Source organism: Candidatus Omnitrophota bacterium, from assembly GCA_028712255.1.
Taxonomy (GTDB): domain Bacteria; phylum Omnitrophota; class Gorgyraeia; order Gygaellales; family Profunditerraquicolaceae; genus UBA6249.
The window spans coordinates 132,826-158,443 of record JAQTQJ010000001.1 but is presented as its reverse complement, the minus strand read 5'-3'; the positions used below and the strand labels follow the sequence as shown (position 1 = coordinate 158,443).

29 protein-coding genes, 1 pseudogene and 1 riboswitch are annotated in these 25,618 nt (G+C 39.0%); of the genes and pseudogenes, 3 read left to right on the top strand and 27 right to left on the bottom strand.

Going from position 1 to position 25,618, the window contains the following annotated elements:
- Positions 1 to 15 precede the first annotated feature (15 nt).
- On the bottom strand, positions 16 to 1,224 hold the full coding sequence (locus PHC29_00835; protein MDD5108046.1) for a bifunctional 3,4-dihydroxy-2-butanone-4-phosphate synthase/GTP cyclohydrolase II: 1,209 nt from the start codon (positions 1,222 to 1,224) through the stop codon (positions 16 to 18).
- A gap of 54 nt (positions 1,225 to 1,278) precedes the next feature.
- Positions 1,279 to 1,484: riboswitch (FMN riboswitch) on the bottom strand.
- A 63-nt stretch (positions 1,485 to 1,547) separates the two neighbouring features.
- Here PHC29_00835 and PHC29_00830 point away from each other — a divergent pair.
- Both PHC29_00830 and thpR read left to right on the top strand, forming a co-directional pair.
- Positions 1,548 to 2,066: a CinA family protein gene (locus PHC29_00830; protein MDD5108045.1), complete on the top strand. Its 519-nt coding sequence runs from the start codon at positions 1,548 to 1,550 to the stop codon at positions 2,064 to 2,066.
- Positions 2,051 to 2,623, top strand: a complete 573-nt coding sequence (gene thpR / locus PHC29_00825; protein MDD5108044.1) for an RNA 2',3'-cyclic phosphodiesterase — start codon at positions 2,051 to 2,053, stop codon at positions 2,621 to 2,623. The genes PHC29_00830 and thpR overlap by 16 nt, the downstream gene beginning before the upstream one ends.
- Here thpR and PHC29_00820 read toward each other — a convergent pair.
- The 18 genes from PHC29_00820 to PHC29_00735 all read right to left on the bottom strand — a co-directional run bounded on the left by PHC29_00820 (position 2,584) and on the right by PHC29_00735 (position 21,154).
- Positions 2,584 to 3,063 (bottom strand): phosphatidylglycerophosphatase A, encoded by a 480-nt coding sequence (locus PHC29_00820; GenBank protein ID MDD5108043.1) that lies wholly within the window; start codon positions 3,061 to 3,063, stop codon positions 2,584 to 2,586. The genes thpR and PHC29_00820 overlap by 40 nt on opposite strands.
- The gene (gene pgsA, locus PHC29_00815) at positions 3,060 to 3,638 is read right to left on the bottom strand and encodes a CDP-diacylglycerol--glycerol-3-phosphate 3-phosphatidyltransferase (protein MDD5108042.1); all 579 of its coding nucleotides are present in this window, start codon (positions 3,636 to 3,638) and stop codon (positions 3,060 to 3,062) included. Before pgsA ends, PHC29_00820 begins: the two co-directional genes overlap by 4 nt.
- Positions 3,635 to 4,879, bottom strand: a complete 1,245-nt coding sequence (locus tag PHC29_00810; GenBank protein ID MDD5108041.1) for a MiaB/RimO family radical SAM methylthiotransferase — start codon at positions 4,877 to 4,879, stop codon at positions 3,635 to 3,637. Before PHC29_00810 ends, pgsA begins: the two co-directional genes overlap by 4 nt.
- A complete protein-coding gene (locus PHC29_00805) occupies positions 4,876 to 5,676 on the bottom strand; it encodes a DUF4115 domain-containing protein (GenBank protein ID MDD5108040.1) in 801 nt (266 codons plus the stop codon). Before PHC29_00805 ends, PHC29_00810 begins: the two co-directional genes overlap by 4 nt.
- An 89-nt stretch (positions 5,677 to 5,765) precedes the next feature.
- Positions 5,766 to 7,949 carry a DNA translocase FtsK gene (locus PHC29_00800; GenBank protein MDD5108039.1) on the bottom strand — a complete coding sequence of 728 codons (2,184 nt, stop codon included), beginning with the start codon at positions 7,947 to 7,949 and terminating at the stop codon, positions 5,766 to 5,768.
- A gap of 10 nt (positions 7,950 to 7,959) precedes the next feature.
- On the bottom strand, positions 7,960 to 10,050 hold the full coding sequence (gene pnp, locus PHC29_00795; protein MDD5108038.1) for a polyribonucleotide nucleotidyltransferase: 2,091 nt from the start codon (positions 10,048 to 10,050) through the stop codon (positions 7,960 to 7,962).
- 42 nt (positions 10,051 to 10,092) lie between these two features.
- Positions 10,093 to 10,362 carry a 30S ribosomal protein S15 gene (gene rpsO / locus PHC29_00790; protein MDD5108037.1) on the bottom strand — a complete coding sequence of 90 codons (270 nt, stop codon included), beginning with the start codon at positions 10,360 to 10,362 and terminating at the stop codon, positions 10,093 to 10,095.
- 154 nt (positions 10,363 to 10,516) lie between these two features.
- Positions 10,517 to 11,674, bottom strand: coding sequence for a tetratricopeptide repeat protein (locus PHC29_00785; protein MDD5108036.1), 1,158 nt, complete (start codon positions 11,672 to 11,674; stop codon positions 10,517 to 10,519).
- 33 nt (positions 11,675 to 11,707) lie between these two features.
- The gene (locus PHC29_00780; GenBank protein MDD5108035.1) at positions 11,708 to 12,121 is read right to left on the bottom strand and encodes a peptide chain release factor-like protein; all 414 of its coding nucleotides are present in this window, start codon (positions 12,119 to 12,121) and stop codon (positions 11,708 to 11,710) included.
- Between the two features lie 44 nt (positions 12,122 to 12,165).
- Complete coding sequence (locus tag PHC29_00775) at positions 12,166 to 12,828, bottom strand: hypothetical protein (protein MDD5108034.1); 663 nt, start codon at positions 12,826 to 12,828, stop codon at positions 12,166 to 12,168.
- Between the two features lie 139 nt (positions 12,829 to 12,967).
- Positions 12,968 to 14,029, bottom strand: coding sequence for a DUF748 domain-containing protein (locus PHC29_00770; protein ID MDD5108033.1), 1,062 nt, complete (start codon positions 14,027 to 14,029; stop codon positions 12,968 to 12,970).
- Positions 14,029 to 14,757: a lysophospholipid acyltransferase family protein gene (locus PHC29_00765; GenBank protein MDD5108032.1), complete on the bottom strand. Its 729-nt coding sequence runs from the start codon at positions 14,755 to 14,757 to the stop codon at positions 14,029 to 14,031. Before PHC29_00765 ends, PHC29_00770 begins: the two co-directional genes overlap by 1 nt.
- 103 nt (positions 14,758 to 14,860) lie before the next feature.
- Complete coding sequence (locus PHC29_00760) at positions 14,861 to 17,773, bottom strand: UvrD-helicase domain-containing protein (GenBank protein ID MDD5108031.1); 2,913 nt, start codon at positions 17,771 to 17,773, stop codon at positions 14,861 to 14,863.
- Between the two features lie 3 nt (positions 17,774 to 17,776).
- Positions 17,777 to 18,847 carry a DUF362 domain-containing protein gene (locus PHC29_00755; GenBank protein MDD5108030.1) on the bottom strand — a complete coding sequence of 357 codons (1,071 nt, stop codon included), beginning with the start codon at positions 18,845 to 18,847 and terminating at the stop codon, positions 17,777 to 17,779.
- Positions 18,844 to 19,608 (bottom strand): PD-(D/E)XK nuclease family protein, encoded by a 765-nt coding sequence (locus PHC29_00750; GenBank protein ID MDD5108029.1) that lies wholly within the window; start codon positions 19,606 to 19,608, stop codon positions 18,844 to 18,846. The genes PHC29_00755 and PHC29_00750 overlap by 4 nt, the downstream gene beginning before the upstream one ends.
- Positions 19,609 to 19,632: 24 nt before the next feature.
- Complete coding sequence (locus tag PHC29_00745; protein MDD5108028.1) at positions 19,633 to 20,139, bottom strand: hypothetical protein; 507 nt, start codon at positions 20,137 to 20,139, stop codon at positions 19,633 to 19,635.
- A 46-nt stretch (positions 20,140 to 20,185) separates the two neighbouring features.
- Entirely contained in the window at positions 20,186 to 20,758 is a 573-nt protein-coding gene (locus tag PHC29_00740; GenBank protein MDD5108027.1) for a class I SAM-dependent methyltransferase, read from the bottom strand.
- Positions 20,759 to 20,761: 3 nt separating this feature from the next.
- Positions 20,762 to 21,154, bottom strand: coding sequence for a hypothetical protein (locus PHC29_00735; protein ID MDD5108026.1), 393 nt, complete (start codon positions 21,152 to 21,154; stop codon positions 20,762 to 20,764).
- Positions 21,155 to 21,212: 58 nt separating this feature from the next.
- Between PHC29_00735 and PHC29_00730 the strand changes: the two genes are divergently transcribed.
- Positions 21,213 to 21,902 (top strand): hypothetical protein, encoded by a 690-nt coding sequence (locus PHC29_00730; GenBank protein MDD5108025.1) that lies wholly within the window; start codon positions 21,213 to 21,215, stop codon positions 21,900 to 21,902.
- A gap of 16 nt (positions 21,903 to 21,918) precedes the next feature.
- On the opposite strand, the gene PHC29_00725 is transcribed toward PHC29_00730, so the two are convergent.
- The 8 genes and pseudogenes from PHC29_00725 to PHC29_00690 form a co-directional block, all read right to left on the bottom strand.
- A complete protein-coding gene (locus PHC29_00725; GenBank protein MDD5108024.1) occupies positions 21,919 to 22,104 on the bottom strand; it encodes a hypothetical protein in 186 nt (61 codons plus the stop codon).
- Between the two features lie 184 nt (positions 22,105 to 22,288).
- Positions 22,289 to 22,810: pseudogene (locus tag PHC29_00720) on the bottom strand (ORF6N domain-containing protein).
- Between the two features lie 131 nt (positions 22,811 to 22,941).
- On the bottom strand, positions 22,942 to 23,136 hold the full coding sequence (locus PHC29_00715) for a hypothetical protein (protein ID MDD5108023.1): 195 nt from the start codon (positions 23,134 to 23,136) through the stop codon (positions 22,942 to 22,944).
- A gap of 27 nt (positions 23,137 to 23,163) precedes the next feature.
- Complete coding sequence (locus PHC29_00710) at positions 23,164 to 23,436, bottom strand: hypothetical protein (protein ID MDD5108022.1); 273 nt, start codon at positions 23,434 to 23,436, stop codon at positions 23,164 to 23,166.
- Between the two features lie 16 nt (positions 23,437 to 23,452).
- Positions 23,453 to 23,986 carry an ankyrin repeat domain-containing protein gene (locus PHC29_00705; protein ID MDD5108021.1) on the bottom strand — a complete coding sequence of 178 codons (534 nt, stop codon included), beginning with the start codon at positions 23,984 to 23,986 and terminating at the stop codon, positions 23,453 to 23,455.
- A gap of 95 nt (positions 23,987 to 24,081) precedes the next feature.
- Positions 24,082 to 24,516 (bottom strand): hypothetical protein, encoded by a 435-nt coding sequence (locus tag PHC29_00700; GenBank protein MDD5108020.1) that lies wholly within the window; start codon positions 24,514 to 24,516, stop codon positions 24,082 to 24,084.
- A gap of 142 nt (positions 24,517 to 24,658) precedes the next feature.
- On the bottom strand, positions 24,659 to 25,093 hold the full coding sequence (locus tag PHC29_00695) for a hypothetical protein (GenBank protein MDD5108019.1): 435 nt from the start codon (positions 25,091 to 25,093) through the stop codon (positions 24,659 to 24,661).
- Complete coding sequence (locus PHC29_00690) at positions 25,090 to 25,617, bottom strand: hypothetical protein (GenBank protein MDD5108018.1); 528 nt, start codon at positions 25,615 to 25,617, stop codon at positions 25,090 to 25,092. Before PHC29_00690 ends, PHC29_00695 begins: the two co-directional genes overlap by 4 nt.
- Position 25,618 lies beyond the last annotated feature (1 nt).

Here is a 25,618-nt window from a genome sequence, read left to right as displayed (position 1 = left end):
TTACGTCCTCCCCGGTTAGAGATCTAGATGATGCCCTAGTTTCTCTTTTTTTGTTTTTAAATATTTATAATTTTGAGCATTAGGTTCAATTTCTAAAGGTATACGCTCGCTAACCTCCAGGCCATAACCTTCTAAACCTACAATTTTACGTGGATTATTCGTTAACAACCTTATCTTTTTAACCCCTAGATCAACCAGAATCTGAGCTCCGATACCATAATCACGTAAATCAGCTTTATGGCCCAATGCCTCATTGGCTTGGACCGTATCCATTCCCTGATCCTGCAAATTATATGCGCGCATTTTCTCGACTAATCCGATACCCCGTCCCTCCTGGTTCATATAAAGAATTATACCTTTTTTTTCCTGGCCAATAAGCGCAAAAGCTTTTTCAAGTTGATGTCCGCAGTCACAACGTAAAGAACCAAAAACATCTCCAGTTAAACATTCTGAATGGACACGCACCAAAATGGATTCATCAAAGCCATGGCCCATGCACAAAACAATATGCGTCTGGCCATTGGTTTTATCACGATAAATAGTTAACTTAAATTCACCGAACTTCGTAGGCAATTTTGTCTCGACAACTGCCTCAACCAGCTTTTCTCTCCTGCGGCGATATTCGATAAGCCCAGCAATCGTACAAATCTTTAAACTATGCCTTTTGGCAAATTCTAAGAGCTGCGGCAGGCGAGCCATCGTGCCATCATCATTCATAATTTCACAAATTACTCCTGCTTGATATAAACCAGCCAGGCGCATTAAATCCAGGCTTGCTTCGGTATGCCCTGCCCTGACCAAAACCCCACCCAAACGGCAGCGTAAAGGAAAAACATGTCCCGGACGGACCAAATCCTCCGGCTTAGTCTTAGGATTAATCAAAACTTCGATTGTTTTAGACCGATCTGCGGCCGAAATTCCCGTGGTTATATCAGAGGCCGCATCAACAGAAATCATCCAAGCAGTTTTAAAGGGGTCCTCCTTGCTAGCTGCAAGAGTATTCTTAAGCATTGGGTCAAGCTCTAAGAATCGCAGCCTTTCTTCTTCCATAGGGACACAAATGAGTCCACGGCCGAATTTAGCCATAAAATTTATATCTAGCGGCTTGGCGCTTGAGGCAGCCATCACTAAATCACCTTCATTCTCGCGATCTTCATCATCAACCACGATCACCATTTTCCCGGTTTTTAAATCATTTAGAATTTCAGCAATACTGTTAAACATAAAACCCCTTTCAAAACAAAAACCCGAATAAAAACAATCTTCGGGCGTAGTAATTTTAATCTTTTTCCATCTGGACTTTACCCATATAGAAACACACCCCGCACTAAATGGTATTGCGCGGGTGTCCATCCATATGGACCATCGGCTCTGGAATTTAACCAGATCTGCCCGCCACTGAAGCTTTGGCGGACTCGCGGGCTGAACCGCCGGTAAGGAATTCCTGCCTGTGGCAGGCAGGTCACCTTGCCCTAAAGATTAATTCTTTATATTTTAACACAGAAACTTGCCTTGTCAATACAATTAAAAATGATTATAATATAGCTATGTTCAATAAAATCATAAAGCTGGCACATAAAAATTTATTTTCTAGCGCAAAAACCGTTTCTGTTGCCGAATCCTGCACAGGTGGACTACTCTCTTCCCTCCTAACCCAAACGCCTGGATCTTCAAAATACTTTCTTTTAGGGGCAGTTACCTATAGCAATCGATCCAAAGAATTAATTTTAAATATTCCTACGCATACTATTACAAAATATGGCGCGGTATCAGAAAAAGTTGCAATATTAATGGCCAAAAATATCCGTAAAAAAATAAATTCGGACTTTGGCCTGAGCATTACCGGAATCGCCGGCCCCGTTAGAAGTGGCGCCTTGCGCCGCGGGACTTCTAACAGGGCAGGGCCCACAGGAGCAACCCTGGACAAGCCCATAGGAACTGTCTTTATTTGTTTGTCCTATAAGAAAAAGAATATTTGTCAAAAATTCTTGTTTTGCGGTAGCCGTAATGAAATCCGAAAAAAATCCGCTTATGAAGCTTTACGCTTATTATGCGCGCATTTATAGCAATAGAACTACCCTCAGGCATCAAAAATGCTATCTCCAAAATACAGTATAAGCTAAAAACTACTCTTCCTAAAATCAGCTGGGTCAAACCGACAAACCTGCATCTTACCCTAAAATTTCTCGGAGAGATTACTTCAAAAAAACTTAGTGATATTAATCAAATAATCACAGAAACAACACAGGTAAATACTAGTTTTAAAATAAAATTAGAAACAGTAGGAATTTTTCCAAACATAACAAAAGCCCATATAATTTGGATAGGTACCGAAGATGCACCTGAAACATTAAAACAAATTATCGGACAATTAGAAACAAAGCTTGGGCAATACGGAATAGCCAAAGAAAAACGCCCTTTCCGTACGCATATTACTATCGGAAGGCTTAAAAGTCGTATTGTACCTTCTAAACTAGAGAAATCTCTTGGCAATATAAAAACCGATATGGTTCATGAAAATTTGGAGTTTGTTGCTAGAGGGATTACTTTATTTCAAAGCACGCTTTCACCTAGCGGCCCAATCTATACTGCTTTAAAAAAAGCTAGCCTTAAGATTACCTGAAGCACGATATTGGTATATACACCTGCAACTAAATCATCTGCCATTATCCCAACTGCCCCATGCACATCCTGTAATTTACCCGCCGGATACGGCTTAAGAGTATCCAAAATCCGAAAAATAAAAAAAGCCAAAATAACTATCTTTAAATCATAGGGCATAAAACTTAAAGCAATGAGCATACCCATTACCTCGTCGATAACAACGCAAGACGGATCCTTTTTGTTCAGCAGCCTTTCAACCTTCCCGCTTGTTAGTAACCCCAAAACTATTATACAAAAAATAAATAAAAAATAAACCGGCTGGCTTAGTCCTCTGCATAAATAAAAAACACCAACCCCTGCAAGGCTGCCGAATGTACCCGGCACCAGAGGCAGATACCCGATAAAAAAAACTGAAGAAATTGCTTTAGCCAAAAAATCACCTGGATTATCAATCTTCATAAACGGGTAATAACCTTGCGATTCTCCCAAAGATATGATAATCCGGAAAAAAGAGTTAAACCTACGGTAAGAAGCATAAGGAAGAAAATCCCTTGGCGGAAAATGTTTTCCCACGCCGGATTCCAAGTATAATATTTAAGCACGATCTCTTTTAACACGATAAAACCCAAAATAGCAAAAATCACTAGCATCTGCAAAACTGTCTTGTGTTTTCCCGCACGGGCTGCAGATAATACTTTACCTTTGTTTAAAGCAAACAGCCGTAAAGATGTAATTAGAATCTCCCTGGAAACTATAATCATAAACATCCAGGCATCGATTAATTGCAATTGCACAAATGCCGCAAAAGCCGCCAGCACCAAAATTTTATCGGCGATAGGATCCATAAGCCTACCAAAATCAGTAACCATGTTTCTGCGCTGGGCGATCATCCCATCAAATAAATCAGATAAAGCTGCCAGGCTAAAAACTATCAAACTTAAAATCTTAGGCCAAAGCCCGTGACAGAATAAAAAAAACATAAATACAAAAGTTAATAAAATCCGCGACATAGTCAAGCGATTTGCTAAATTCATAATTTTACCCCCACTAAATCATACTCCAAAGTATCTATAATTTTTACCCGGGAAAATTCACCGATTTTAAGTATTTTTTTACTCTTTACATAAACTACTCCGTCAACCTCAGGCGCATCTGCCTGGCTGCGGCCAACATAATCACCATCCTGCTTCCCTTCAATCAAAACACTAATGGTCTTATTTAAAAGTCTTTTATTTAATTCTGAGGCAATTTTTTGCTGTGCTGCCATAACAATATCAAATCTCTCCTGTTTTATCCCTTGAGCAACCTGCCCATTAAAGCTATATGCTGGAGTATTTTCCTCTCGGGAATAAATAAAAGCCCCTAATCTATCAAATTTTACTTCTTTTATAAAATCAAGTAATTCATTAAACTCTTTTTTTGTTTCCGAAGGAAAACCTACGATCAGCGAAGTCCGTATTTGAACTCCAGGGATAATACTTCTAATTTTTTTTATTAAAGAAGTTATTTCTGTCTTGGTAATTCTACGGTTCATCAATTTCAAGATACGGTTACTAATATGCTGTATCGGTAAATCGATATATTTACATAATTGTTTATTTGCCGCGATTAACTGGAGTAATTCATCGGTAATACGTTCAGGATTCAGATACAAAAGACGAATCCAGCCAATTTCAGGCGCATTACTGACTATTTTTCTTAAAAGAGCTGCTAATTGGCTAGTACCACTGGCATCCACGCCAAAACCGGTGATATCTTGCCCAATAATATTAAGCTCTGAAATTTTCTCGCAATTTAATCGTCTGACTTTCTGAATTATTGTTTTTTCATCCAGGCTCTTAAGCCTTCCTTTGATCCTGGGAATTACACAGTAACTGCAATTATTCAGGCAGCCTTCGCAAATTTTCAGGTATGCGTAATGCTTTGGAGTTAAAGCAAACCTATCTGCCTGCCCATCCTGATTAAGTGAGCCCATAAAAGCATCTATCTCAGGCAGCTGATTTTTCAAATCTTTGTAACGCTGCGGCAGGCAACCAAAAACAATTATTTTTTTAAGCTTCCCCCGCTTTTTTAACTCTATTAAATCAAGAATAGCATCAATTGATTCACGCTTGGCATCTTCAATAAAAGCGCAGGTATTTACCAAAGCGACATTAGCTTTACTTATATCACTAACAATAGAATAACCTTTTGCATTAAGCCTACCGGCAAGGGTTTCAGCATCTACAAGGTTCCTTGGGCACCCCAAAGATAAAATCCCTAATTTTTGTTTCATCTAGGAGTTTTTAAGCCTTCTTTATTAATGAGGATATTCTTTAAAGGCTTACCACGCCGCCCAAGATTAGCAAAACGTTGATCGTTGACCTGTAGCTCCACGGCACCGGCATCCCCCAAAGATAATTCTATTTTATCTTTGGCATGCCAAGTTTCACTTCTGCCCCGTGCAAGTACTCCATGAAAGACTGTTTTTCCGTCGACCTTAGCAGATATCCAGGATTTATCGCGGGCAAATATTCCTAACGTCACCCCTTCGATCAAATCCTTCTTAGGCTTAGCTTCTTGAGTAGTGGACACGGTTTTTTTCGATAAGGAAGAGGGCATAAGGACTTTAACTTTTTCCAAAGAGGCCCTATTGCTGTGCCGACTTGATACAAATTTTACCAAATTAACCGCCAAGAATATAAAAAGTAACCCTGATACCGTAAATACGATTATCTTTTTAAAATTAAGTACTGGTTTTATCGCGCCCAATTTAATAGAAACATCTTTAATAAAAGAAGCTTTCTTTTGCGCTCTCTCTCCAATCGGCTTACCAATGGTAGCATTTAATACCGGTTTCTGTGGCTGACTGTTTGTTGAACTGACATATTCTTTTGGATCAAGCCCAAGAGAAACACAATAAATCTTAATAAACCCTTTAAGATAAACCGGGCTTAAATCCGAGATACTATCCCCCTCAATTGCACGTAAGACATTCAGATGAATCTTGGTCTTCTTCTGGATATCCTCAAGACTCAAACCCCTTTCCTGGCGGATTTTTTTTAGTCTGGCTCCAGCTGTCTCAATATTCACTATTTTTCTACCTCCTTGCCACAACAAGGCACACTCACGCAATTCTCCCCACCAGGGGCCGGCCCAATTCCATTAAGGACCGAGTGCTATTAGCGCGGAGTGTTGCCACTTGTCAAATCTTTAAGCCAGGCATTCCGATCAACCAAGATCTTACGCGGTTTACTCCCTTCAAACTGCCCAACTAATCCTTCCATTTCCATAGTATCGATAATGCGGGCTGCGCGCGTATACCCTAAACGCATACGCCTCTGCAGTATAGAGACCGATGCCTGATTACTCTCCATTATTACACGTACCGCCTCATCATAAAGATCATCTTTATCAGCGCTAGAAGAACTATTTTTCTGCTGCTCTTTAAGAATCTGATCATCATAAATTGGCTCACCTTGAGCCTTTATAAACTCAACCACTCGCTCAATCTCTGCATCTTTAACCAGAGCACCCTGTATACGGATTAAATCTTCCTTACCAGGCTGTAAAAAAAGCATATCGCCTTTACCTAATAAAGTCTCTGCTCCATTCATATCCAAAACTGTGCGCGAATCAACCTTAGAAGCCACCTTAAAAGATACACGCGCCGGTAAATTCGCTTTAATTACGCCAGTAATTACATCAACACTTGGCCGCTGGGTAGCCAGAATCAAATGTATACCTACAGCGCGCGACAATTGCGCCAGACGAGTAATCGCATTCTCAATCTGATCGCGTGCCACACTCATTAAATCTGCAAACTCATCCACAACTACTATAATATAAGGAATTTTTTCCTGTTTTTCATTATAAGCTTCAATATTCCTTGCTCCGGCGCCAGACAAAAGTACATAACGCGATTCCATCTCAGAAACCACCCAATTAAGCGCAACCGCAGCCTTCTTGGCATCTGTAACCACCGGACACAGAAGATGCGGCAAACCATTAAAAGGCATAAGTTCAACCATCTTCGGATCAATCATTAAAAATTTCAGATCGTTAGGAGACTCTTTAAAGAGTAAAGATAAAATACAAGTATTTACACAAACGGTTTTACCTGAACCAGTGGTTCCAGCAATCAAAAGATGCGGCATATCATCTAAATCGCCGAATATCGGCCTGCCGGTGATATCTTTACCTAAAGCTAATGTTAAGGCTGATCTCTGTTTATGAAATTCCGTAGAGGTAAGTAAATCTTTAATGCAAACTAAAGCACTGTGCAAATTTGGAACCTCAACTCCTACTCTGCCTTTACCCGGGATTGGAGCAATAATCCTTATTGATTGAGCCTTAATAGCCAGAGCGATATCATCGCTTAATGCCTCAATACGGTTAATTTTAACTCCCGGGGCTGGTTCAAGTTCATAACGTGTAATCACCGGCCCACGGATGATATCGGTAACTTTGGCTAAAATCCCAAAATCTTCCAACGTATCTTCCAGCGTCCGGGCGCATGCCTCAAGATCCTCTTTCATCTGCCTAGTATCAGGCGTAGGCGGCTCATCTAATAGATCTAGGGAAGGCAAATGATAATCACCGATCTTTAATTCAGTTGGCTTAATCTTGGCTTGCTCAACATGGGCTTTATCTTTAATTTGAATTTTTAATTTAGGCGCAGTTGCTTCAGGCATAAATATTTTAGGTTTAGACACAATAGAAGATTCAAAATCTTGCTTTTTAGAAAACAAATTACTTTTATTAATAAGACTTGGTTTAACTTTAACCGAAGTAGCTTTTTCCTTATTAATAGGAAATGACAGACCGGAAAATAAAGCTTTTGACTTTATGACTAGTTTAGAAAAAAGAGAAGAAATTAGTTCTTCATTAATTAAAGCCCAATAGATAATAATAAAGCTAATGAAGATAATGACGGCTCCCAACGAAGCAAAATACCTAGTTGCGGCAGTTGAAGTAAGTGCGCCGAAGAATCCGGCGGTCTGAAACCTCAACAAATCATTATTTAAATTAAACATACCAATCAACGAGCTTATGGAAACAAGCAACACAAATACCCCTATAATACGAGCAACACTAATATAAGGCTTATCCTGACGGAAATATTTTATACCGAGTGTAATTACTAAAAAAGGAATAATAAAACTGGAGATATTGCCAAAAAGTAATACGATAAAAGCACCCAGATAGGCGCCGAAAATTCCCAGGAGATTTTTAGGAGGAAAATTTGGATGCGAAGTGTAGAAAGCGAGGTCCAGACGATCGAAGCGGATAAGGCTGGCTAAGACCATCAGCCCTATTGCTACTAGAATAACGCCTTTGACCTCATTTATTCTTCTTTCTCTCACTTCTTAGAAATTAACTATTTTGCTGGTCGGTTTCAGCCTGCTTTTTGCTTAAATTGATCCTGCCCAATTCATCTATGCCGATGACTTTAACTTTAAATTCATCGCCGACTTTAACAACATCATCAATTTTCTTTACAAATGTATTGGATAACTCAGAAACATGGACCAATCCCTCTTTACGCGGGGCTATCTCAACAAAAACACCAAACTGCATAATACGCTTTACCTTACCAAAATAAATCTTACCAACTTCTACATCGCTGGTAATTGCTTTAATCATTTTAATGGCAGCATCGGATTTTTCAGCATCAACTGAACCAACCAAAACCGTACCATCATCCTTAATATCGATGCTCGCCCCTGTTGCAGCAATTATTGCCTTGATGGTCTTGCCACCCGGGCCAATAAGTTCTCCGATTTTTTCAGTATTAATCTTTAAAACATCGATTCGCGGAGCAAAACTAGAAAGTTCTTCTCTGGGGCTCTTTAATGCCTGACTCATCTTATCCAGGATAAATAATCTTCCCTCTCTGGACTGAGCCAAACATTCTTCAAGTAAATCCAAGGAAATCCCGTCAATTTTAAGATCCAACTGTACAGCGGTAACTCCGGAACCTGTACCAGCAACCTTAAAATCCATATCGCCAAAGTGATCTTCCAGTCCTGCGATATCCGTTAAGATTACCACTTTATTCCCCTCTTTAACCAATCCTAAAGCAACCCCGCCTACGGCCTCCTTAATCGGAACACCGGCATCCATTAATGATAAAGTAGCAGCACAAACAGAAGCCATAGAACTGGAACCATTAGATTCTAAAATCTCAGAAACAACCCTTACCGTATAAGGAAACCTTTCTTTTGAAGGCATTACTGCAAGCAATGCTTTCTCCGCTAAGGCACCATGGCCGATTTCACGCCTTCCTGGTGAACGCACGGGCCTAGTTTCTCCGACGCTAAAAGAAGGAAAATTATAATGCAGCATAAAAGATTTCTTTCTCTCTCCATCTAAAGCTTCGATCAACTGTTCATCCTCACCTGTACCTAAAGTAGTTACAGCCAAACTTTGAGTTTGTCCGCGAGTAAAAAGGCTGGAGCCATGGGTACGCGGAAGCACAGACACTTCACAACTAATTGGACGGATCTCCTTAAAAGAACGCCCGTCAATACGGATATTTTCAACAGAAATCATCTTACGCACCTGTTTCTTCTCTACTTCATGCAAGCCGGTACGGATATCCAAAGCCAAGAATCCTTCACCCGTTAATTGCAGCTCCAACTCTTTAACCAACAAAGCTACTTTTTCTTCACGCCCTTCCTTATTGCTTAGTTTATATACATCAGCTAATTTATCCTTAGAAAGCGATTCAATTTTTTGCATTAAAACAGGATCGATTAATTTAAGTTCAACTTTGGCTTTTGGCTGGCCATAAAGACGCAAAAATTCCTCCTGCATATTTAATATGGATTTTAAACTTTCCATCCCGAACTTCACCGCTTCCAAATATACTTCTTCGGAAACTTCTTTAGCCTTTGATTCAAGCATCACTACGCCATTATTATTAGCAGCCACTACTACTTCTAAATCTGCACTTTCAATTTCAGCATAAGTAGGATTTAAAACCAATTCATTGTTTATCCTGGCAACACGGCAGCTAGCTAAAGGACCTTTAAAAGGAATATCTGAAATAGACAAAGCTGCGCTTGCTCCGATTAACGCTAAAACATTCGGATCATTCTCCCCGTCACTTGAAAGAACCATTGCCATAACCTGAACTTCGTTTAAAAATCCTTCTGGGAACAAAGGGCGTATTGGCCGGTCGATTAAACGAGAACCTAAAATTTCATTTTCTGAGGGCCTGCCCTCACGCTTAAAAAATCCTCCGGGAATCCTTCCGGCGGCGTATGTCTTTTCCTGATACTCAACAGTCAGAGGGAAAAAATCCTGGCCTTCCCTTATTTCTGCGGACATACAAGCAGTAACCAATATAACGGTACCCCCATAAGTAATGGTAACTGCGCCATTTGCTTGCTTAGCAAACTTGCCCGTTTCCAAGATGAGATCATTATTGCCAAATTTAATTTTTAAACTTTTATTTTGCATGATTATAGCTCTTTCTTTTTTTGGATTTAAATCTTACGAGGATTACTTTCTAAGCTTAAGTTTCCCCAGGATCTCTTCATACTTTTTCATATCCTTATCCTTGAGATACTTGAGAAGTCTGCGGCGCCTGCTCACCAATAAAAGCAGACCGCGGCGAGAATGCAGATCTTTCTTATGTGATTTAAAATGCTCTCCTAAATCATTGATTCTCTCAGTTAAAATCGCTATCTGGACCTCTGCAGATCCAGTATCTCTGGAGTGCACTTTAAAATTATCAATCAATTTTGCCTTCTGTTCCTTTACCAAAACCAAATCTCTACCTCCATTTTTTTAAAAAAAATACGTTAGTTAACTTAACAAGTCAATGAATCTAACATACAAAACCAAGTCTATGTATATTACCATAAAAAAATTTTTATGCAACTTCAATTTCATGATTTTTTTAAATCAATAATTTTTTCATTCACTAGATGCGCGATGAGGTAGCCCGATCTATGGCTTCTAAATACTTTTTAGCAACATGCGCTTCCTGCGCTTCAGCCGGAAGACTAATTAAAACCTTATTGAACGCATATCTTGCTTCTTCATTCTGACCAAGTTGATAATCAACAATCCCCAGGTGCAAATAAAGCATCCATGAACCAGGCATAATTTCAATAGCTTTCTTAAAATTATCCCTAGCCTCACTATACTTTTTCTCTGTTTCGCCAAGTTGCCCACGATATAGATATACCCCTAACAGGGCTGTCTTGTTTAAATATTCCGTTTTGTCGTCAAGGGCGTTATAAGCCTTTTCCAGTAAACTATACGATTCTGCGTAATCTTTTTTATCGTAAAAAGAGGATATGGCCAAGTTCAAATAAGATAAAGGGCTATGGTAAAAGAAAAGCAGCGGGAAATTCTTTGAGAAATAAATTTTTTCACCGACTGTTGCCTCTTGTTCCTTTAATATTTGTTTTGTTTTTTCATCGGGCGGCGGCGCAAGGATTATAGTATCAGGCGGAAATGAGCTTGCCGCTAAAGCCGTTTCAGATATTGCCCCGGTTATTTTCCTAGTAGCAATCAAAACAGAAAGGCCAGTAATTAATTTTTGGTTCTTAAGCTTACTTGCGGTTTTATTTGCCTCTTCCAGTAAACCGGCATAACAATAGATAGTAGATAAATTATAATAAATAATATCGGCATATCCGGCATTTTCTTTTTCTAATGCCTTTTGAAAATTGAAAATTGATTTCTGGTAATCTCCTTTACAGGCATAACTCACAGCCAGATTATGATACGCTCCCGGTTGGCCAGAATCGCACTTAAGAGCCTCCTCCAATTGTTTTATTGACTCTTCATATTTACCTTGCTTAAGAAAGTCAGTGCCTAGTTTAAAATAAGAATTATATAGCTCAGAGGGCATTTCCCCACTTGTAGACACAGCTTCTTTTCTTTCGTCAATGCTTTTGATTTCATCTAGAAAGAAGGTAAGCGGCATACCATCAAAATCTATTTTTATATATTTATCTGTCTTTTCCGTTATTTTACCTTCTATGGTCTTGCCAGATTTAAGGGTAACGGTTTCAGCCACAAGAATATTTGGAAAACATAAACTACAAATCAATAATAACAGAATTACCATCACTATTTTTCTCCACTAAAGTGCCACAAAATATTATTCAACTTCAAGGTCTCTGACCTTTTTACGTAAGGTTTTCTTTTGTGCATGCTTACGCTTATTCTCCAGGATTTTTATTTTCAACCCCTTTGGCTTTTTACGGTTAGTGCGCATAATTTTAGCCTTAAGCGATTGCCTGGCTAAACTATCCTGCTGGTTTCTCTGAGCAATTTTACTCAAAAGGATATGCCTGGCTAATGAACGATTCAAAAGCTGCGAACGCTGGCGCTGGCATTTTACTTCTATACCTGTAGGAAGATGTTTTAAATACACACAGGTAGAAGTCTTATTGACATTTTGGCCACCTGGCCCACTTGAACGAATAAACCGCTCCACGATATCATCCTCACGCACCCCTAAAAGAGCCATTCTTCTTTCCAAAGTCATCGCTATTTCCGGATCGGAAGACATTAAAATTACTCCTTGCCCAAAAGGGCAGGCCTTCCTAATACCTTTTAAGGAAGGGCCATTATCTCTAAATCAATATTTCTAATTAAATCATCCAGATCTTTAACTAGCCCGGCTGGGAGTAACTTCAATACATGGACCTCTTGCTTAAGCATACGTAATTGGCCAAGCAGCCTTTTTAAAGTAGAACTCCTTCTTTTTGCCTGTGCCGCCTGCGGATCCAATTCCTGTCTCTGGCGAATAATTACTCCTATATTCTTCTTAAGTTCACTGGCATCCTTACCCTTTTCGAATATTTCCTTCTTCAAACTGCTGTAATCTTCTTCATCCAAACCCTTTTTATTTTTTGCCTGACGTAACAGGTCAACTGATTCATAGCTGGGAATATTTACAGGCTTAGCCGAATCGGCATAATCAGTTTTTAAATACTGCGGCTCTTCTTTTTCCAGGAAATAATACGACTTAAGCAACTTCATCGCTGTCTGTTTGCGTATGCCAATCTCGCCAGCAACATAAATATCAAAATTAATATACCCCCACTCTTTATACATCTTATCTTTGTAAACCGAATATAAAGAGCGCCCCAATTCAATCCAAGAGCATTTGAAATTCTTGGCGCTCTCTAAAATATGGTAACGCAAAGAATTGACATCCAAACTCTCCATCTTTTCTTCGATATTCCTCACTGATTTTGTTTTAGCCTCTTGCATTTATCTAGGACTATTGCTAAATGCCTAAATTCTTGTCATTCTTAGGCCGAAAACCGAAGAATCTCGAAACTAATAAGATCCTTCGCTTCGCTCAGGATGACGGAAAATGACATCTCACAATAAAACTATCCCCCTTTTTTTACTCTCCAAAAATACTTTTTAACTCCTTGCCTATATTTTTATACTTATCTATAACGCTAACCACCTTATCCGCTAACTGCTGGGGCGGCTGATTGGCTAAATTCTTCATTGCCGCTTTTAAAATTATACTTTTTAATTTTTCCTGGCTTAAAGCAGGATTATCCAGTTTAGTATCAATACCAAACTCCAGGTGTAAATTACCCTCAGGATCAATAAAGAAATCCAGGGCATCTTTCATCAGTTCGAATTCCGGCTGCAGCTGCTGATTCTGTTCATATATAAGCTTAGAAAGATTAAAATCTGTATTAATTCTTAAAGTATTATTTTTAGAGTTAAAAACCGAACTTAAATTCAACATAGCCGAAGAAATTTTCTTATTTGATATAAAGTTACCATAATACGGGGATAGATTGGCTATATCCATATCCTTAATTTCTAATTTGGCGTTCATATCTTTGGTCAAATAATCCAGCCAACCATCAAATACAATATCGCCAAAAGCTTTTCCTTGTGAATTAAGCAATTGGGCGCTGATGTTGAAATTTGTTGCTAGCGATGTAATCGGTAAGGAAACTTTGGCCACTTTTATATTGAGATTATCCACAATTATCTGAAAACCTTCTGGAGTAACTTTTCTGTCTGTAAAAATTATTTTTCCACTTTGCACTCTCAGGCTAGTCAAGTAAATCGCGGGAGGCTTCTCTTTCTGCTCAAGGACTGGCAGATTTAATTTCCCATCTGCTGACTGCTCAAGATTAATCACCGGCTCAACAACATTTAAGCCATGAATAACTATTTTACCAAATAACAGAGCGACTAGATTCGGTGATAAAGATACCTTTTTAATACTAGCAAAATTACCTATCTCTAGTCTCTCAAGGGTGATAGTAAATGGCGGGCTTAAACTTACTTTACCAAGGCTAACTTTAAGTTTTAAGTTCTGCTGAATCTGTTCTTCAACAATCCGGGGAGCATATATTCCAACTAAAATACTGGCTATCAAAAATATAACTAATAAAACCGCAAAGACCCAAATTATAATCTTAAACTTTTTTTTCATTAATTTTGTAAAAGTAGTGTTTCCTGAATCTTTGCGCGGACGATATCTCTAAGAGAAGAAAAATCAGCCGGGCCAAACCCGCCTATTGCAATCTCTGGCAGTACAGTAACTGTGGCCGTAACTTTAGTCGAAAAAATCCAACTTCCCTTAGGAATTGCTTCCTGCGTACCCTTTATGCAAATCGGAAGTATTGGTTTTTTTTCTTTAATCGCCAATTTGAATGCCCCATTCTGAAATTCACCCATCTGGTCATTGCTGCTACGGGTGCCTTCCGGAAAAAACAATACCGACATATCTTTACGCAGCCATTGGCTTGCTTGGTGATAAATTTTCTTTATGCTGGCAAAGTCGCCGCGGGTAAGTTTTATGTGCTTAATCAAGCTCAGACACCATCCGACAAATGGGAGTTTAAATAAACTTGCTTTAGCTACCCATTTAAACTGGCTTTTGAGCTGATAAAGCACCACAATATCGGCCAAGCTCTGGTGGTTAGCAATGATTACATAGGTTTTATTATGGTCAATGTTCTCCAGGCCTTTGACTTTTACGTTCCAGAAAGGATTTAAGCTAATTACCGCATCCGACCACCAGAAACACTGCGCGTGGGTAACCTTCTTTTTTTTATCAAACGGGAAAAGCAGAATGGTTAAAACTAAAACCACAAAAAACAGCAGAATAGTCAGTAAAATACTACAGATCCAAATCCATATCGAAATAATCACTTTCATGCCCTTTACTCTTCTTTATACTTTAATCCAAATACCGCCGTCTGTCAACCTCTATTAGTGTAAAAAGGGGACGTTCCCCCCAGGGGGAAACGTCCCCTTTTTACTAGCGAATTACCGCAGATGGGCAGATTTGGTTGTAAGCGCAGTAAGTGCAGGCTTTATATTCCGGTTTAGCCGGATAATTCTGACGCCTGATACCCGCGGAAACTTTCAAAATATCTTCTCTTACCTCTTCTAAATCATCTTCACTTAGCTCATGCCGGCCGATAATTCCAGACTCTAAAAAGTATAATTTTACCGCAACAGGTAAAACTCCGAATATATGCTGATACGCCAAACCATAAAGCGCCAGCTGCTTGTTTTCCTTGACACGTTTATCAGCATCTTTCTGTATTTTAACTTCCGAGGTCTTAAAATCCATAATCACCGCGCCACCATGTTCCATATCGATACGGTCAAACCTACCACTGATTTTATTATCCCCAATCACAAAAGAAAAATCTTTTTCAATAAATTTGGGGAGAGATTTACGGTTTTCTTCATCTTTATAAAATCTGACTAAAGCTTCTCTGCCAATGCGAAAACGTTCCTCTTGATGATTAACATCTAAAAACCCTTGGGGGTCGAAATTAGCTTCAAAACAATCTAAAAGCTCATCTATGGTCGCCTTAGTACCATTGAGCTTCCGTAATAAATATTGGCTTACCGCCTCATGCATCGCCCGGCCGTAAATAACCGTGTGATGCTCCATAATTGGCACGCGCAGAATATTTACATATTTATATTTCAGAGGACAAGTTAAATAATCATCAATCTGATAATAACTTAGAGTAACTAACTTATCTTCAGGGATCTCTTGCAGGCCTGATTTAGGTAACTCCTTAACTGGAGCAAAACGCGCAATACTTTCAATGGCCGCAGTTTTCTTTTTCTCAATATCCTGCGCGGCAAGTTTACCTAAAGCCTCAATCACAAATTGACTCACCTTACGAAGGCGCTTGCCGCCATAATCATCAGCGCTAGTCAGATACAACTCTTCTTTAGAGCGGGTCATTCCTACATAAAAAAGCCGGCGCTCCTCCTGAATATGAAAATCTCCAGTAGGCAGGACTTCTTTAATCAAAGCATCTGGTAATTCGATCTGCTGGCCGCGTTTACGAAGCGGAAATTTTCCCTGTACCAAACTAACTAAAAAAACAACCCTAAACTCCAGGCCTTTGGCTTTATGAATAGTCAGGATATTCACCGCATCCTGATCCAAGTCTGCTTCTACTGTCGGTGGGTCATCTCCGGAATCAATCAACAGATTCAGATGTTTGATAAAACTAATTACTCTGTCCTCTTTAGCAATTAGTTCAAAATCGCGCACCTGGTTAAAAAATTTAGCGATGTTCTGAATTTTGGCTTCTTTTTCTAAAGTCGGATCATGGGTTAAAAATTTAAGATAACCAGTATCAGTAAAAAAAGCATAGAGCAACCTACCAGTTGTTTCATCACGAGAAACCTGCAGGAATTTTTCAATCTCCACAAGCACCTGTTTTACTTCCTCTTTAGTCTGATCCTGAACCTGGGCTAACTCCGGAATCTTTTCTAAATCGCCAAACACAGAATAAAGCGAGCGGTTTCTACGCCGGGCAAAATGATTACACAATGACAAATCGACTAAATTTACTTTATAAATCTCAGAACTCACCAAATAATACAAGCTTAACGAATCCGAAGGATTAGCGATTACCCGCAAGAAATTAATACATAGCTTTACCTCTTCCCGAGCGTATAGACCCTGGTTACCGCTGAACTGCCAAGGGATACTCTGCATATTCAACGACTGAATAAAGCCTTGAGCATCGGAATTAGAGCGTACAAGAATAGCAAAATCCCTATACTTAAACTTACCTAAACTTACCTTATCTTGTATAATTTTACTTACATTATCAGCTTCCGTTGAATGGGTATCAAAATGCAAATAAATGGGCCTTCCGCCTTCTTTACTCAAACCAACAAGGTGCTTATCAATATTGGCCTTAACTTCAAAACGTTCCGGATTATTATTTTGAATCAATTGATAAGCGCTATCCAAAATTGGCTGGCTGGAACGGTAATTCTGAATCAAGGTAATTTTTTCTGCCTGCGGATACTCTTTGTTAAAATTTACCAGATTACTGTAGGCTGCCCCGCGCCACCGATAAATACACTGATCATCATCTCCAACAACGGTAATGTTTTTTAAGGAACCAGCAAGCAGCCTTACAATCTGAAACTGCGCAAAGTTGGTATCCTGAAATTCATCAACTAGAATATATTTAAATTGCTTCTGGTAATTCTGTAAAATCAAAGGATGCTCACGCAATAGCTGCAGACTTAAATAAAATTGATTACCAAAATCCACCAATCCTTCTTTTGCCAAAAGCTCCTGGTATTTATCATAGGCTCTAGCCACCTCCATCTGCTGCACTGCCAATTCTTCTGCGGCCTTATCTAGCGGATTACTCTTTGCCTGGATTAAAAAATCCTGCGCGTATTTTAAATATTCGCCAGCTGAAATATCCTCATCTTTTGCCCGGCTGAAAAACGAAATCAATGCTTCGATAAAACGGGTAGGCTCAGCTAACGGACGATAATAATTAAGCGTAAACTCAAAAATATGTTCACGGAAAAATACCGCAGCCTCAGGGCCGGCAAGCACTTTAAAATCAGGATTTAATCCAGCAACTAAAGCATTCTCACGCAGGATGCGGTCACCAAAAGCGTGAAATGTAGAAATCCAAATATCCGTATAACCATACGGCATCAAGATATCCACGCGCTCCTGCATTTCTTTGGCTGCTTTATCGGTAAAAGTAAGGGCGAGGATTTCATCGGTTTTAGCCAGGCCCTGATTAATCAACCATGCGATGCGCTGAGTAATTACCCGCGTTTTACCTGTGCCTGCGCCGGCAATAATTAACAGCGGCCCCTCTTTATGCGTAACCGCTTCTATCTGTTCCTTATTTAATCCTTCTAAAACTTTATCCATAATTTATAACTCAATCAACTCGTAATCTAAATTCCCCAGGCCTAATCTTTGGGCGTATTTAAGCTGCTTAGTACCTTCGCGCTGAGGATGAAGTTCATTAAAAATATCTTTGCCGCAATACTGATTCACCAAATCAAAAGCGGCTTGATCAATACTTACCGGATCAAACGATGCTAATATCCCGATATCAGGAACAATCCGGGGATCATCCTTGGCAAGGCAATCACATTCCTTGGTAATTTTAATCGCAAAATTTAAAAATCCTAATTTTCCTTTTTTGTTTTTTAACACTGCCGCAGCGTATTCAATCATTTTTTCCTGAATAGTGGCCGCGCCCGATCCCCAAGGGACATCTATCGCTAAACTCGGGCAAACCGCAATACAAGTTGCGCAACCGATACATTTTGCGCCATCAATAACCGATTTATTATTTTGAATCGTAATCGCTCCTACCGGGCAGGCTTTCTCACACTCACCACAACCCGTGCATTTATCCTGATACACAACCGGTGAAACTTCAGAATGCTGCTGCAGCTTGCCTTCGCGCGCCGCGCAACCCATTCCAATATTTTTTAGCGCTCCTCCGAAACCAGTCATAATATGGCCCTTAAAATGGCTGACTCCCACAAGGGCATCAGCATCCACAAAGAGCCGCGCCACTTTAGCCGATTTAATAAATTTCTGGTTGATAGGTACCTCAACGACATTCTTTTTTTCAGTATCATCCGGCACTATTATTTCTGCTCCCGTTGCCTGAAGGGTAAAACCATGTTCACGGGCAAGGGCTAAATGGTCGACAGAATTAGTGCGTCTGCCGCGGTAAAGCGTATTGGTATCGGATATGAATGCTGCTGCTTTCAAAGCAGTTATTTTATCGCAAATTATGCGTAAGTATTCCGGCTTTACGAATCCGGTATTGCCCTCTTCGCCGAAATGCATCTTCACCGCAACTCTATTATTCAGCTGGATAAAATCCAAAACGCGGCTTCCCTCAAGTAATCGTTTAAGCTTATCACCAACCACCTGAACCTTTTCTGAATTCCCAAGGCTAACTAAATATACTTTGCTTTTCATGTTTTATCTCCTGACACTTCAGAAACAGCTTTACGGTAGGCGCACATATCGCAGTTTTGCGCGGAGAGCGGGATTGTATTGCTATTTAAACATTTATGTATTTCTTTGATGGTGCCGCTAACCCAGCTATCATCCCCCTCATAAGGAATAAGCGTTAGGTTAAACTCCAGCCTTCCATCAAATTTTTCAAGCGCGGTATTGCCGTTACAATATACAAAGTATCCTGTGTCTATTACATTAAAACCATTGCCCCGCAGTAACCACTGGTAAATTTCCATCTGCCGCTTGTATCCACCATGCCATTCTTTATCCAAAGCATTAATTTCTTCAGGCTTACTGGTAGATTTATAATCCACAACCATATATTCACCTTTACTATTGCGCCATAAATCATCGATTGCACCAAAAACTAGTAAATTCGTCGGCTTATCCAGCACCTGCACGCCTTTAAAATTATTTCTCCACTCTTCAAGTTGCACAAGATGGGCTGGAAACGCATCAACCCCGTATTTCGTCATTAATGGATGCGCAGTCCCATTTTTACGTAATAGATCAAACTCTTTCTTAAGCAATATATCCACCGCACTGTTTAAAGTATATGGAAAACTTGGCGGCGCACCCACCCCCAGCCTGCGGTCAAGGTAAAAGCAGCGCGGGCATTGTATGAAAAGCTCGATCTTAGAGCGGCTAAGTTTAAACGGTTCTTTGCTTTTAGGGTCATATAGATTCTTTTCTCTTTTTGGCGTATAGTATTCAGACATTTTAATCCCTTTTAAGTAGATATTTTATGTTTTTAACATTGGCCCATGAACTTTACCCAATATCTTATTCCAAAACGCATTAACCTCTTTGACTAAGTTACTTTCTTGGATTCCCTGTTTCTTGCGAACAAGATATTTTTTGAATTCTTTTGCGATAATAGTATTGGGAATTAAATCAATCGCCTCATAAATCTGTCTCTTATCAAGTGATTCTATATCTTTGATTAACTGTTCCCTTGGCATATCCTCAACAATTCCATATTTTGCTATAGTGCCATGAGGCAACTCTTTTATCACCTCATAAACTTTGGCGTATTTTCTTTTATACTTATCCGGCCTTAATTTATTTATTTGGCTAATGTTATCTTTTTTAAATTTATCGATATCCATTACCACTACAAAACTCTTTGCTAAAGTCTTAAATGTCGAGCCAATTGCATTATCTTGCAGGCTGACTTTATCTTGAGCAAAAGCGCAACTTTGAAAGCCTGAACCTATTACTAATAACAAAACTATTCTAAATATAATCAATCTAGTTCCGTCCACTATTATATTAGTTAAGATAATAATGCCAATTTTACAGTCCTGTCTTTGTTAAAACAATACCATAATGATACGGTTTTAAATCGTATTGGACAGCCCCATTGAACCCGGCACTTTGAGCCCACTTTATGCAGTCTTCCGGTTTAGGACGAATATCCATTGCAGGACCACGCGGCGTAGTTGAGTCATAATTCCAATGAATAATTCCTAACTTACCCCCATCTCTTAGAATCCGTTTTGTCTCATTAATAAGAAACATTGGTTTCTCAAGGTGAAGAATATTAAAAAGCATCGCATAATCAATACTTCCATCAGGCAGGCCAGAACCATCAGCCATAAAATCACGCATAAAGGTTCTGACATTACTCAAACCGTACTTTTTAGCTTCTTCTTCAGTAATCCGGATCATATCCGGCTCGATATCTAACGCGAATATTTTTCCTGTAATAACTTTTGCGGCCGGAATTGTAAATGTACCATAGCCACAACCGAACTCTGCTACATCAACTATCCGGTTATTTATACCAAGCGTATCCAGAATCTTTGCAGGATTAAAAAACTTTTCCCACATCTGGCGCTCAGGCATACCACTCTCTCTGATCTTCATATTTTATTTGCGTTCCTTTACAAAAAGTGGCAATGACGCTTTCTGTTGGCCATCGATGGCTAAATCAATTGAATACTCTCCCATCCTCTCCAGCTTTAATCCTTGAATATTCAGAATCAGATTGGCTGAATTAGAACTTTGATCTTCGGGGAAATTTATGGTTATAACACCTTCTGCAGGAGCGATAACGTTTTTCCCATCCATATCCACAAAATGGACTATAACTTTATGGTCTCCCCGTTCAATGCGCTCAAATCGCGCTCTCAATGCAATTGCGCATTGTGGATGTACTGCCGGAGTTTGAGTTACCCAGATTGAATCAAAAGCTCCCAACATGCTCAGTTTACCAAAATCTGCGGTTGCTGCGTCACATAAAGCAAAAATTTCTACTTGCATCCTTTCCCTCCTACAGCTGATTGTTGACTTTTTAAATTTTTACTCTTATACTTTCCTTATGAAGAAACTAATACTTGCCTTATTACTTATCCCGCTATTATCTGGTTGTGCTACGGTAAATTTCTCTTCCAAATATTATAGCCTGCCTGCTGGCTACGAAAAAAACCTAAATGATGTGTGGAACCAAATGATAACAAAGGTGCCGCTTAAATATAAAAACTACTATTCTTACCGAATTGTCAAAGACAACCAAACCAAGCCTGCAGGAATACCACAGAGTCAACAAAAAGGCAATAATGTTGTAATTTTAATTCCCGAATATTTTGTTAAATATGTTTGGGAATTTTATTACCCCAAATATAACAAAGAAATTATGGCCTGCCTTTTTGCCCACGAACTAGGCCATCCTGAATCTCAATATTCCAGTAAAACGCCAAAAGAACATCTGCTCTGTGACAAATATACAATTAAAAACTTACTCCTCCCACCTGCTACCGCAACCACTTACTACAGCACGCTTATTGTTGTCAGAGACTATTGGTCTGCCCGTAAGGGTGCTGGTGGCCATCTATTTAATGCCGGATGGAATGGCTTAAACATTGCCTCCACCCTATTTGTTGGCGTAGGATTTATTGGTGATTTATACGCCACAGACCTTAATTACAGGATATCATCTCTTAAGCACGCTTACCCATCCGCAAAATTCTGTTTTAAGCGCGTCGATAATCTCAAAGAACAACTAAAATAGAACCGTTCCCTCTATTTCAATAATTAAAAATATCCTTTAATGCATACTCTTTACCCGCAGCCTTGTTCAAAGCATTAAGCAACCGATATTGAATCTTTAAATTCAAACGCCTTCCTTTGCACGCACGGCTGACCATCTTATGCGTAAGCTGCTCAGTTGAATTACTCACCAAATCATGAGGCTTAAACTCATGTTCAGCCATAATTTTCGCAAGCGGTTGCTCCCCAAGATCTCGTTCAATTCTGTTATTCATAATAAAATATACACGGTATCATTATCTATATACATAAATTATACCACCCCAATCACAGTATTGTAAACAAAAAGGGCAAATGATTAAGTCGAGCCCCATGTAGATAGCTAAAGCCAAGCAAACTCATGACAGACTATTTTTCAACTCGAAACCCAATTATCTTTTTCTCTTGTATCAGTGGAGGCTCTAAAAGTTGCTTAATCGCTTCAAAGATTGTTTTTATAGTTTCATCATGTTTGAGATATTTTCTCTCTAGTACATTTATTTTTGCTGCTAGTTCTTTATGAGTTAGAAGAATTTCTCTCAATTTGACAAATGCGCGCATAATCCAAATATTAACCTGAATAGCTCTTTCGCTATTTAAAACACTAGAGAGCATAGCCACTCCTTGCTCAGTGAATACATGTGGCAACTGATAAGAAAATTTCAGAAATCACAGGTGGTCACAAATTGTGACCACCTCTTTTTTCTCTTTATCTGTCAACTTAAACATAAAATCATCCGGGAACCTCTTTATGTTCCTCTTCACAGCCTGATTTAAAACTTTAGTCGAAACCCCATAAAGCTTAGCTAAATCATAATCCAGCATTACTTTTCTATTTCTTATTTCTAAAATCCTTGTAGCGATAACTTCTGCAGCAATTGTTTTAGGCATATCAATCTCCTTTCTAAGCCAATAGACGCAGAAGGAGGCAGAATCTAACAAATTATTTTCTTATTTATTTACTAACACTACAGTGAGCCTAACTTCGGGGATATGCTACCTGATTCTAATGCCGCCAAATACTACTCAGCCATCAATATTATAAAACCAACTAAAACTGCTATTATTATAACTATAAGAATTATTCGCGGCTTAGGGTACCTGAGCTTACCCATAAAACCGATATTGCGATTAAGACTCTCTCCACAAAAAAGACAAAGCAGCGCCTCATCATCATAAACCGGTTTCTTGCAATGTGGGCAAATATATTCAGCCATTCAGAAATAGAACTGTCCCCTTATTTTTCAACAAGACTTACATTTAGCAAGGCTTATAAAAAAGTATATTATTGTTACCGTGGCTACAGTAACCAAGGATATCCCCATTAACCTAGTATTGCGGATTTCCTTTTGCATAGAGATAGGCTCAATGCGCCAATTGATTTTAGCATAAAATTTCTTTTGAGTCTCGATCATCAGCTCCGGCTTAAAGAAAACAAACAGGCCGACTATTATGCCAATCACAGAAATTAAAATAGTAGTAAGTGAGGTGCTCATAATCAAAGTAATCACGCTCATCTTGCCTCCCGGTTCATTACCTGGCCCCAGCCTTTCTAAGTAATTCAACTATCTCTTTCTTGATATCGCTTTTTATATTGCTTGATGATTCAACTATTGATAAAACTGTCCTACCGTCATTGGCTTTAACATTAACATCTACGCCTTTATTTAGTAAGAGCTTTACGGTTTCAATTTCGACAAAACGCCCAGCAGCGTACATCAATGGTGTCATACCTTCAGAATTCCTTACATTAACATCTGCACCTTTATCTAATAAAAGCTTCACGGTTTCGGATTGACCAAAAGTTACAGCAAACATCACTAGCGAACCATCAGGTTTCATAGTTTCAGCTTTGCCATAATACCCGGCAGCGTACATCAATGGTGTCATACCATGAGAGTCCTTAGCATTCACATCAGCGCCTTTAGATATCAATTCATTGACTTTTTGAATATTTTTGTTTCTTACCGCTTCACATAGTTCGTCATTGATACCTGCCAGACAAACTATAGGAGTTACCATTATACAAAAAACCAAAACATAAATAATCCCAGCTAATTTCTTCACAACCTGCCTCCTACTATAAATTCCCAGTGACACATAATAAAAATAGAAACATTTCCATTATTTATAGAATCATTGCTTAGCTTTATAAAGTAAAATCACTTTCCCCTTTCAGCCTTATATTTAATCTTAACAGTCCCAATATCCGTGGTAATTAAGTCTTTGCCGAAGGACCTGTGGTTAAAACTACTTTCGTATTGTATAGTAACTCCATCCGGCTCTATATTTTTTATTGTAAACTTTGAGTGGGCGTGATGATCAAGAGGCCCGCTAAAGGTGCCTTCAACAGGAAGAATAAAGGTAGCCGCAATAGAGCCATTTTCATCATCCCTGATACCAAAAAATCCGTCCGAAACCATTCTTACTTTAGCATCTACCCGCTCGGACTCTAACAGATGCTTGGCAAAAAAATCTTGATACCAATCCTTCTCTTGATCATAAGTTACTTCCGTTTTAGTCTCTGCTTGGCAAACTACAGGGGTCACCATTACACCTAAAACCAAAATAAAAATAACCACTGCCAATTTCTTCATCGCTTACCTCCTACCTTCTTTAATAATTGCTCTTTTTAAATTATACCACTCCGTTTAAATAATTGTAAACAAAAAGGGCTGAACGGTAAATCCAGCCCTAAGATCTATAATTAAATAATATATTCCTATTTAACTATAATCCTTAATCTACTTGCTGTGCAGTCAAGAATATAGCTTTTTCCAAAGCAGTAAAGAAATCTTGATAAGTTGCAGGATCTTCTACAGAGTTAACGCCGTATTGAGCATTTGCTCTTACTAATAGTTGCTTTTCACCTCTAGGCCTTACAGTTACACTCATAGTTACAACCGCCTGCCCAAGAAACTTAGAACCAGTAACAGAACCAAGCATAAGATCGGCCTTATCAATAACAAAATCTAAATCTTGCATCGTACTTATTACTGTTTGCATCATTTTCTTCTTATCCGTCGTATCAAAAGCTCTTGTCTGAATACTTCTTAATTTTACCTGGCTTTGGCTACTTTCAAGAGCATTTACAGCAGGAGTAGCACATCCAGACAGGGTAATAATTAGAAATAAAATCAAAAGGGTACCGAAATATTTTTTTAATTTCCTCATATTTTCTGAGCCTCCAAGAATATTGCCTTAGATAAACTATCATAAAACTTTTGATACATTGCCGGATCGCTAAGAGTTTCTACCCTGTTGATTTGACCAGCCATATTCCAAACAATTCTCTGGAATGTAACCCGGACGACAGTCTTTTTACCATCTGAAGTGGATTTAGTAATAACTGAAGCTTTTATAACTTGAGATTTATCACATTGTTGAACAGCATTAGCACCACCCAGCAAAGCTACAAGAAAAACTTGGCCTGCGTTCGTTGCGTCAGCTTTTTTTGAAGCTGCTACAAAGCCAACCTGCGTCTCGCTTGCATCCAAAGTAAAACTCAAATCTTGCAAAACTCCGGCAACGGAAGTTATAATTTTTTCCTGATCAGTTGTATCATATTGCCGCATCTGCAATTCTCTTTTTTGTAAATATCCTTCGTTTGGTTTTAGAAATCCTGTTGGGATACTTACACAACCAACTATACCTAAACATAAGAAAATAGCGCTAATCCGTTTCAAAAAAGTAGGCATT

Coding starts and splice junctions, on each gene's coding strand:
- PHC29_00835 (MDD5108046.1), bottom strand. CDS start 1,224: ATGTTTAACAGTATTGCTGAAATTCTAAATGATTTAAAAACCGGGAAA.
- PHC29_00830 (MDD5108045.1), top strand. CDS start 1,548: ATGTTCAATAAAATCATAAAGCTGGCACATAAAAATTTATTTTCTAGC.
- thpR (MDD5108044.1), top strand. CDS start 2,051: ATGCGCGCATTTATAGCAATAGAACTACCCTCAGGCATCAAAAATGCT.
- PHC29_00820 (MDD5108043.1), bottom strand. CDS start 3,063: ATGAAGATTGATAATCCAGGTGATTTTTTGGCTAAAGCAATTTCTTCA.
- pgsA (MDD5108042.1), bottom strand. CDS start 3,638: ATGAATTTAGCAAATCGCTTGACTATGTCGCGGATTTTATTAACTTTT.
- PHC29_00810 (MDD5108041.1), bottom strand. CDS start 4,879: ATGAAACAAAAATTAGGGATTTTATCTTTGGGGTGCCCAAGGAACCTT.
- pnp (MDD5108038.1), bottom strand. CDS start 10,050: ATGCAAAATAAAAGTTTAAAAATTAAATTTGGCAATAATGATCTCATC.
- PHC29_00785 (MDD5108036.1), bottom strand. CDS start 11,674: ATGGTAATTCTGTTATTATTGATTTGTAGTTTATGTTTTCCAAATATT.
- PHC29_00780 (MDD5108035.1), bottom strand. CDS start 12,121: ATGTCTTCCGATCCGGAAATAGCGATGACTTTGGAAAGAAGAATGGCT.
- PHC29_00775 (MDD5108034.1), bottom strand. CDS start 12,828: ATGCAAGAGGCTAAAACAAAATCAGTGAGGAATATCGAAGAAAAGATG.
- PHC29_00770 (MDD5108033.1), bottom strand. CDS start 14,029: ATGAAAAAAAAGTTTAAGATTATAATTTGGGTCTTTGCGGTTTTATTA.
- PHC29_00765 (MDD5108032.1), bottom strand. CDS start 14,757: ATGAAAGTGATTATTTCGATATGGATTTGGATCTGTAGTATTTTACTG.
- PHC29_00760 (MDD5108031.1), bottom strand. CDS start 17,773: ATGGATAAAGTTTTAGAAGGATTAAATAAGGAACAGATAGAAGCGGTT.
- PHC29_00755 (MDD5108030.1), bottom strand. CDS start 18,847: ATGAAAAGCAAAGTATATTTAGTTAGCCTTGGGAATTCAGAAAAGGTT.
- PHC29_00750 (MDD5108029.1), bottom strand. CDS start 19,608: ATGTCTGAATACTATACGCCAAAAAGAGAAAAGAATCTATATGACCCT.
- PHC29_00740 (MDD5108027.1), bottom strand. CDS start 20,758: ATGAAGATCAGAGAGAGTGGTATGCCTGAGCGCCAGATGTGGGAAAAG.
- PHC29_00735 (MDD5108026.1), bottom strand. CDS start 21,154: ATGCAAGTAGAAATTTTTGCTTTATGTGACGCAGCAACCGCAGATTTT.
- PHC29_00730 (MDD5108025.1), top strand. CDS start 21,213: ATGAAGAAACTAATACTTGCCTTATTACTTATCCCGCTATTATCTGGT.
- PHC29_00725 (MDD5108024.1), bottom strand. CDS start 22,104: ATGGCTGAACATGAGTTTAAGCCTCATGATTTGGTGAGTAATTCAACT.
- PHC29_00715 (MDD5108023.1), bottom strand. CDS start 23,136: ATGGCTGAATATATTTGCCCACATTGCAAGAAACCGGTTTATGATGAT.
- PHC29_00710 (MDD5108022.1), bottom strand. CDS start 23,436: ATGAGCGTGATTACTTTGATTATGAGCACCTCACTTACTACTATTTTA.
- PHC29_00700 (MDD5108020.1), bottom strand. CDS start 24,516: ATGAAGAAATTGGCAGTGGTTATTTTTATTTTGGTTTTAGGTGTAATG.
- PHC29_00695 (MDD5108019.1), bottom strand. CDS start 25,093: ATGAGGAAATTAAAAAAATATTTCGGTACCCTTTTGATTTTATTTCTA.
- PHC29_00690 (MDD5108018.1), bottom strand. CDS start 25,617: ATGCCTACTTTTTTGAAACGGATTAGCGCTATTTTCTTATGTTTAGGT.